Origin of the sequence: Streptomyces sp. NPDC007875, assembly GCF_042868035.1 — a bacterium.
In the GTDB taxonomy this organism is placed as follows: Bacteria; Actinomycetota; Actinomycetes; order Streptomycetales; family Streptomycetaceae; genus Streptomyces; species Streptomyces antimycoticus.
This window is the reverse complement of sequence record NZ_JBIADZ010000019.1, coordinates 217,170-226,074: the sequence shown is the minus strand read 5'-3', so window position 1 is coordinate 226,074 and position 8,905 is coordinate 217,170. Positions and strand designations below refer to the sequence as shown.

Sequence of the window (8,905 nt, the reverse complement as noted above, 5' to 3'; positions counted from 1 at the left end):
ACGAGAACTCGGTCGCGCCACCCACCCGCCCAGCCAACGCCGCCGCCTGCCCCCGCAACGCCTCCGCACTCCGGGCCGAGAGCACCCACGGAACCGTGGTCACGTCCGAGCAGGCCGGGTCCATGGGCGCATCGTCCTCGGGCGCCTGCTCCAGGATCAGATGGGCGTTCGTACCGGAGATGCCGAACGAGGAGACCGCCGCACGGCGGGGTCGTTCCAGGTGGGGCCACTCCACCGGTTCGTTCAGCAGCCGCAGCCCGCTGTCCTCCCAGTCCACATGCGGGGTGGGGACGTCGAGGTGCAGGTTCGCGGGCAGTTGTGGGTGCCGGAGCGCCATCACCATCTTGATCACACCTGCCACACCGGCCGCCGCATGTGTATGGCCGATGTTGGACTTCAGCGAGCCCAGCAGCAGTGGCCGGTCGGCGGGGCGGTTCTGGCCGTACGTCGCGGTCAGGGCCTCGGCCTCGATCGGGTCGCCGAGTTTGGTGCCGGTGCCATGTGCCTCGAGGGCATCCACATCGCCCGGCGTCAGCTGGGCGTTGGCCAGCGCCTGGCCGATGACGCGTTCCTGGGCCACGTCGTTGGGCGCGGTGAGGCCGTTGCTGGCGCCGTCCTGGTTGATCGCCGAGCCACGGATCACCGCCAGCACCCGATGCCCGTTGCGCCGCGCCTCCGAGAGCCGCTCCAGCACCACCAGGCCGACGCCTTCGGAGAAGCCGGTGCCGTCCGCGTCGGCGGCGAAGGACTTGCACCGGCCGTCCGGGGCCAGTGCGCGCTGCCGGGAGAACTCGGTGAACATGATGGGGGTGGCGAGCGAGGTGACACCGCCCGCCAGGGCCAGGGTGCACTCCCCCTGCCGTAGCGCCTGTACCGCCAGGTGCATGGCCACCAGCGAGGCCGAGCATGCGGTGTCCACCGTCACCGCCGGCCCCTCCAGGCCAAAGGTGTAGGCCACCCGGCCCGAGATCACGCTGGTGAGTCCGCCCGTGGTGGCGTAGCCCTCGAATCCCTCGGGGATGCGCGGGGCCCGGGACAGATAGTCCTGGCTGGACACACCGGCGTAGACACCGGTGCGGGTCCCCTTGAGCGACACCGGATCGATACCGGCCCGCTCCAGGGATTCCCAGGCCATCTCCAGCACCAGTCGCTGCTGCGGGTCCATGGCGAGCGCTTCCCTGGGGCTGATGCCGAAGAAGGCCGCGTCGAACCGGTCCGCCTCGACGAATCCGCCCTGGCGGACACAGCTGGTGCCGTAGTGCTCTGGATCGGGGTGGTAGAGGTTCTCGAGGTCCCAGCCGCGGTCCGTCGGGAAGTCCCCGATCGCGTCGACACCCGAGACGAGCAGTTCCCACAGCTCCTCCGGGGAGGTGACCCCGCCGGGAAAGCGGCAGGCCATGCCGACCACGGCCACCGGCTCGTGGGAACGCTCCTCCACCTCGCGCAAACGCAGACGCGTATCGTGCAGATCGGCGGAAACGCGCTTGAGATACTCGACCAGCTTCTCTTCGTTCGCCATGAGGGTCACCCGGCCTTCAGCGATCGTCGCGCCCGGCACATTCAGGACACACCAAGCTCGTTGTCAATAAACTCAAGGACCTGATCCGCCGAGGCGGACTCCAGCCTTTGGGCCGCGCTCATTTCATCCGTCGGCTGCCGTGGCACCTGCGTGCTCGGCGGGACGATCGCGGTGGGGGTGGCGGCGGTGCCGTCGGAGGTCAGCCGTCGCACTAGGTGGTGGGCGATGCCTTCCGGGGTCGGATACCGGAAGATCAGGGCCGCGGGCAGCCGTAGACCCGTGGCGGCCGCGAGGCGATCGCGCAGTTCGACAGCGGTCAGCGACTCGAAGCCCAGCTCCTTGAAGCTGGCATCGGCGCGTACCACCTCGGCATCGGTGTGCCCCAGCACGGTGGCGGCGTGGTCGCGCACCAGGCCGAGGAGCGTGCGATACCGGTCGACGGCCGACAGCCGCGCCAGCCGGGCGGCCCAGTCGACGGACGGCACTTCGGCGGCGGCAGCGGTGCGCCGCCGTACGCTTCCGCCACCGACGCTGTCAGTGGCCACCTGGCCGGTGTTCAGGGAGCGCAGCTGATCGGCCTCGGCGGGGCGCAGCAGCAGCGCGTCGATCGTCAGCACCGGGGCGCCCACGGCGTCGGCGACGACGACCCGCAGTTCCCGCTCGCCCTCGGCGGTCTGCGGACGGGCGGTGAGCCTGACCCGTACGGCGGTGGCCTCGGCCGCCCACAGGGACACCCCGCTCGCGGTGAACGGCAGCCACATGCGCCCCTCGTCCGGCTCCGGCCCGGCATCGAGATGGCCGTTCAGCAGCGTCGGATGGAGCACCGCGTCCAGCAGGGCGGGGTGGATACCGAATCCATGGGGCTCTCCCGCGGCCTTGGGCAGTTCCACATCGGCCAGCAGATCGGCGCCGTCCCGCCATACCGCGCGCAGCCCCTGGAACGCGGCTCCGTAGGCGTATCCGGATGCGGCGATCCGTTGGTAGAACCCATCGGTGTCCACCGGCCGCGTTCCGGGCGGAGGCCACGTCCCGGGCAGCTCCCCCGCCCGGCTCTCCGGTACGGCGGGGCCGAGTACGCCCACGGCATGGCACATCCAGTCGGTGTCCCCACCCGTGCGAAGGGCGTCGTCGGGGAGGGAGTAGACCGCGATGTCGCGGCGCCCGTCCTCGGCGGACGGGCCCACCACCACCTGGACACACCGGCCGCCCGTCGCGGGCATCACCAGCGGCAGCCGCAGCGCGAGCTCCTCCACCGCGCCGCAGCCGGCCTCGTCGGCCGCCCGCAGCGCCCACTCCATCAGCACGGTTCCGGGGACCAGGGCCACGCCCGCCACCACATGGTCGGCGAGCCAGCCATGCGTCTGGGGGGAGAGACGTCCGGTCAGCACATGGCCACTGCCGTCGGCGAGCCGCACCGCGGCGCCGAGCAGCGGATGGTCCGCGGCGACCAGGCCGAGGGCGCCGGGGTCCCCGCCGGACCCGCCGGGAGCCTCCAGCCAGTAGCGCCGACGCTGGAAGGCGTACGTGGGCAGATCGACCGCACGAGGCGTGGGGTCGGCCGGGAAGGCAGCCGACCAGTCCACCTCGGCCCCGGCGATGAACGCGTGCGCGACCGACTTCGTGAGCTGGGCCAGGTCTCCGTGGTCCCGGCGCAAGGTGGGCACCGCGGCGGCGCCGCTCTCCGTGCGCTCAAAGCTCTCCCGCATCGCCATGGTGAGGACGGGGTGGGTGCTGGCCTCGATGAACACCCGGTGGCCATCGGCCAGCAACGCCTGAACCGCCTCGGCGAACCGCACCCGCTCCCGCAGATTCCGCACCCAGTAGCCCGTGTCCAACACGGAGGAATCGGCCCGGCCACCGGTCACCGTGGAGTAGAACACCACCCCGGCCCCCGACGCCCCGACCGGCTCAACTCCGTCGAGCAGTTCGGTGAGTTCCTCCGCGATCTCGTCGACCTGGGGACTGTGCGAGGCGTAGTCCACCTCGATCATGCGCGCCCGCTCGCCCGCCTCTTGGCAGGCGGTCACTGCGGCGGCCACCTGCTCCGGCGGCCCTGACACCACAGTGGACTCGGGCCCGTTCACCACCGCCACCACTACCGCGGCGGCCCGATCGCCGAGCCCGGACAGCAGTTCCCCGGCCCGCTCGTGGCCCACGCCGAGGGAGGCCATGGCCCCGCCGCCGGCCAGGCGTCGCAGAGCCCGACTGCGCAGCGCCACGACCCTCGCGCCGTCGTCCAGGGACAGCGCTCCCGCCACCACGGCGGCGGCGATCTCGCCCTGGCTGTGGCCCACCACGGCGGCGGGGCGCACACCGTACTCGGCCCACACGGCGGCCAGGGATACCATCGCCGCCCAGAGCACCGGCTGCACCACGTCCACCCGGCTCAGATCGGCGGCGCCCTCGGCCCCCCGTAGGACATCCGTGAGCGACCAGTCGACGTGGGGTGCGAGCGCTCGTTCGCACTCCGCCACCCGGGCGGCGAACACCGGGGAGGCGTCCAGCAGCCCGCCGCCCATCCCGGCCCACTGCGAGCCCTGCCCGGGGAACACCAGCACCGGACCCGCACCGCCCGTGGTGGCCGCCGTGCCCGTGTGCACCACGCCCGGGTGGGTGCTCTCGGTCGCCAACGCCTGGAGGGCGGCGTTGAGTTCGTCGCGGTCCTCACCGACCACCACCGCGCGGTACTCGAACGCCGTCCGGGTGGTGATCAGTGACCAGCCCACATCCCGGGGTGACGGCGTGTTGTCGGCGGCCATGCGGGCGGCCAGCTCCCGGGCCTGTCCTCGAAGGGCCTCGGCGTTCCGGGCGGAGAGCACCCAGGGCACCGGCCGGTCGTCCTCGTCCGTCCGCGCCCCGGCGGGTGCGGGTTCCGGCTCGGGGGCCTGCTCCACGATCAGGTGTGCGTTGGTGCCGCTGATGCCGAAGGAGGACACGCCCGCGCGGCGGGGGCGTTCGTCGCGCGGCCACTCCACCGGCCCGGTCAGCAGACGCACCGCGCCGCTGTCCCAGTTGACGTGCGGGCTGGGGGCGTCGATGTGCAAGGTGGCGGGCAGCAGTCCGTGCCGCATGGCCATCACCATCTTGATGACGCCCGCCACGCCGGCGGCGGCCTGGGTGTGGCCGATGTTGGACTTCAGCGAGCCCAGCCACAGGGGCCGGTCTCCGGTCCGCTCCTGCCCGTAGGTGGCGAGCAGGGCCTGGGCCTCGATCGGGTCGCCGAGGGTGGTTCCGGTGCCATGGGCCTCGACGGCGTCCACCTCGGACGGCGACAGCCGGGCGTCGGCGAGGGCTTGGCGGATCACCCGCTGCTGGGAGGGGCCGTTCGGCGCGGTCAGGCCGTTGGAGGCGCCGTCCTGGTTGACGGCCGAGCCCCGGATCACGGCCAGCACCCGGTGGCCCTCCCGCCGGGCGTCGGAGAGTCGTTCCAGGAGCAGCAGGCCGACGCCCTCGCCCCATCCGGTGCCGTCGGCCGCCCCCGCGAACGGCTTGCACCGGCCGTCGGGGGCCAGCCCCCGCTGGCGGGAGAAGCCGGTGAACATGCCGGGTGCGGCCATCACCGTCACCCCTCCGGCCAGGGCCAGCGCGCACTCGCCCTGCCGCAGTGCCCGCGCCGCCAGATGGACGGCCACGAGCGACGACGAACACGCCGTGTCCACCGACACCGCGGGCCCCTCCAGGCCGAAGGTGAACGCCACCCGGCCGGACACCACGCTCGGGGTGCCGCCGGTCAGCAGATGGCCGTCGAGCCCCTTGGGCGCCTCGTGCAGCCGGGGGCCGTAGTCCTGGGCCGTCACTCCGACGAACACGCCGGTCGGGCTGGACCGGAGGGAGGTGGAGCGGATGCCCGCCCGTTCGAAGGTCTCCCACGCGGTCTCCAGCAGCAGCCGCTGCTGGGGGTCGGTGGCCAGCGCCTCGCGGGGGCTGATACCGAAGAACTCCGCGTCGAATTCCGGTGCGTCGTAGAGGAAGCCGCCCTCGTGGGCGTAGCTGGTACCGGGGCGGTCCTGGTCGGGGTCGAAGAGTCCGGCCAGGTCCCAGCCGCGGTCCCGGGGGAACTCCCCGATCGCGTCGGCGCCCTCGGCCACCAGCCGCCACAGTGCCTCGGGCGAGTCGACCCCGCCCGGGAAGCGGCAGCCCATGGCGACTACCGCGATCGGTTCGCCGGTGTCGCGCGGTGTGGTGGCCATGGACGCAGTGGAGGAGCCTGTGACGGGTGTGGTGTGGGCGCGCAGATGGTCGGCGACGGCCAGTGGGGTGGGGTGGTCGAAGGTGAGCGTGGCGGTGAGGGGCAGCCCGGTGGCCGCGCCGAGCCGCTCGCTCAGTTCGGTCGCCGCGAGCGAGTCGAAGCCCAGCTCCTTGAAGGTGAGGCCGGCATCGATGGCGCCCGGTTCGGAGTGCCCGAGGACGAGGGCCACATGCGTCCGCACGGTGTCCAGCGGATCGCGGTGCCACGCCGCGTCGGCGGGCTCGGCCGACTCTCCTGTGGGCGGCGCCGGGTCCGGGGCGCGGTCCGTCTCGGTGGCGTGGGCGGCCGTCTCGGTGGCGTGGGCGGCCGTCTCGGTGGTGTGGGTGGCCGGTGCGGTGGCTTCGGGTGGGGCGCCGGGCCAGTAGCGGTCGCGCTGGAAGGCGTACGTCGGCAGGGCGATCCGCTGCCGGGGATGCCCGGCGCAGGCCCGGTCCCAGGCCACTTCGGCGCCGCGGACATACACCTGGGCCATGGCGCTGGCGAAGGTGCGCACCTCGGGACGGTCGCGGCGCAGCGCCGCCACGGCGGCCGGGCGCGCCCGCCCGGGGGCCGGTCCCGGCCGTGCGGTGAGGCATTCGCGGGTCATGGCGGTGAGCGGGGCGTCCGGTCCGAGTTCGAGGAAGGTGGTGACACCGGCGTCCAGGAGGGTGTGCACACCGTCCATGAAGCGCACCGCGTGGCGGGCGTGCCGGGCCCAGTAGTCGGGTGAGGCGAGGTCTGAGGCGGTGACGAACCCTCCCGTCACATTGGAGACGAGGGGGACGGCCGGTGCGGAGAAGGTCAACTCCGAGGCGACGGCGCACAGTTGGTCGAGCACGCCGTCCATATGCGGCGAGTGGAAGGCGTGGCTGACCTTCAGCAGCCGGGCCTTGCGGCCGCGTTCGCGCCAGACGGCGGCGGCCGTGTGGACGGCGTCGTGGTCGCCCGAAATCACCACGGACGAGGGCCCGTTGACGGCGGCGATGTCCAGCCGGTCCTCCCATCCGGCGAGCAGTCCGGCGGTCTCGTCCGCGTCAGCCTGCAGCGCGGCCATGGCCCCCTTCGCCGTGACCGACTGCATCAGCCGGCCACGGGCGGCCACCAGGGAGCAGGCGTCGGGCAGGGTGAGCGCACCGGCCACATGGGCCGCGGCGATCTCGCCGACCGAGTGGCCCATCACATGGCCGGGGGTGAGCCCCCAGGATTCGGCCAGCCGGTACAGGGCCACCTCGATGGCGAACAGCGCGGGCTGGGTGTACGAGGTCCGGTCGAGCAACGCCGTCCGCGGCGAGGGGGCTTGGGCGGACATCACCTCGTACAGCGGCTCTGCCAGCCGTGCGTCCAGACAGTCGCACACCTCGTCGAGCGCCGCGGCGAAGACCGGATAGGCGGCATACAGCTCGCGGCCCATGGCCGCTCGCTGGCTGCCCTGGCCGCTGAAGAGGAAGGCGACGCCGCCGTCCACGGCCCTGCCCCGCACCGCTCCGGCGGTCTCCGCGCCCTCGGCCAGCGCGTCCAGCCCGCTCAGCAGTTCCTCGGTGTCCTCACCGAGGAGCACGGCACGGTGGTCGAAGGCGGTCCGGGTGGTGGCCAGAGAGTGTGCGATGTCGGCTGGGGAGAGGTCGGCGTGGTCCGCGCCGATGTCGGCCGGGGAGAGATCGGCGTGGCCCGCAAGATGATCTCGCAGCCGCCCGGCCTGGGCGCGTAGCGCCGCGGGGGTCTTCGCGGAGATCGGCCAGGCCACCACAGGGGGCGCGGGGACGTCGGCCGGTGCGGACGCGGGTGCGGGCACGGGGGCGGGCGCTTCGCCGAGGACGAGATGGCAGTTGGTGCCGCCCATGCCGAAGGAGCTGACCCCGGCGAGCAGTGGCCGGTCCGGGCGGGGCCAGTCGCCGAGCCGGTCCTGGACCCGCAGTCCGAGCTCGGTCAGCGGGATCCGCGGGTTCGGGGTGCTGAAGTGGAGGCTGGCCGGGAGCAGGCGGTGCTTGATGCCGAGGGCAGTCTTGAGGAGGCCGACGATGCCCGCCGCGCCCTCGAGGTGGCCCACGTTGGTCTTGGCGGAGCCGACGAGCAGGGGTGTGCCGTCCGTCCGGGCGGTGCCGAGCGCGGCGCCGAGCGCCGCCGCTTCGACGGGGTCGCCGACGAGGGTTCCGGTGCCGTGCAGCTCGACGTACTGGACGTCGTCGGGTGCGACTCCGGCCCGCCGGTGGGCGGTGCGCACCACGTCCTCCTGGGCCGCCGGGCCGGGGGCCGTCAGTCCGTCGGTGGCGCCGTCGTTGTTGACGGCTCCCGCGTGGATGACGCAGTACACCGGGTCGCCGTCGCGCACGGCCGCGGCCAGGGGTTTGAGGAGCACCGCCGCGCCGCCCTCACCACGGACGAAGCCGTTGGCGCGGGCGTCGAAGGTGTGGCAGCGCCCGTCCGGGGAGAGCCCGCCGAACTGGGCGGCGGCGGCCGTCATGCTGTCCTCGGTGAGGATGAGGTTCACACCGCCGGCCAGTGCCAGGGTGCACTCCCCGCGCCGCAGGCTCTCGCAGGCCGTGTGGACGGCCACCAGCGAGGACGACTGTGCGGTGTCGACGGTGAGGCTCGGGCCGCGCAGACCGTATCCGTAGGAGACCCGGTTGGCGATGATGCTGCGGTGGACACCGGTCATGGCGTGCCGGGTGGCCGCGGTGGTCTCCCGGCGCAGCAGGGTGGCGTATTCGTCCCAGATGGCGCCGACGAACACACCGGTCGGGGTGTCCTTCAGTGTTCCGGGGCGGATTCCCGCGTCCTCGAACGACTCCCAGGCGAGTTCGAGCATCAGCCGCTGCTGGGGGTCCATGGCCGTCGCCTCACGGGGCGAGATGCCGAAGAAGGAGGCGTCGAAGGCGTCGACGCGGTCCAGGAAGCCGCCGTACCAGGTCGGGGCAGGCCCGTTGGGGCCGTCGGTGGCGACGGTGCCGGTCCGGCGGCGGTCCTCCGGCATGGTGGTGACGGCGTTCCCGCCCTGCCGCAGCAGCCGCCAGAAGGCTGATGGACTGGGTGCGTGCGGCAGGCGGCAGGCCATTCCCACCACGGCGATGGGCTCCGCTTGCTGAGGTGTCCGGGTGGGCGCGGCGCTATCCATCGCACCCCATATGGCGCTGGGAGAACATCTGCGTGTTCTGGGTCAT

2 protein-coding genes are annotated in these 8,905 nt (G+C 73.1%); both read right to left on the bottom strand.

Going from position 1 to position 8,905, the window contains the following annotated elements; translation table 11 throughout:
- On the bottom strand, positions 1 to 1,519 hold a 1,519-nt coding region (locus ACFYOY_RS32955), incomplete at its 3' end, for a type I polyketide synthase (protein WP_388591148.1).
- A 41-nt stretch (positions 1,520 to 1,560) separates the two neighbouring features.
- Positions 1,561 to 8,859 carry a type I polyketide synthase gene (locus tag ACFYOY_RS32950; protein ID WP_388591146.1) on the bottom strand — a complete coding sequence of 2,433 codons (7,299 nt, stop codon included), beginning with the start codon at positions 8,857 to 8,859 and terminating at the stop codon, positions 1,561 to 1,563.
- Between the last annotated feature and the right edge of the window lie 46 nt (positions 8,860 to 8,905).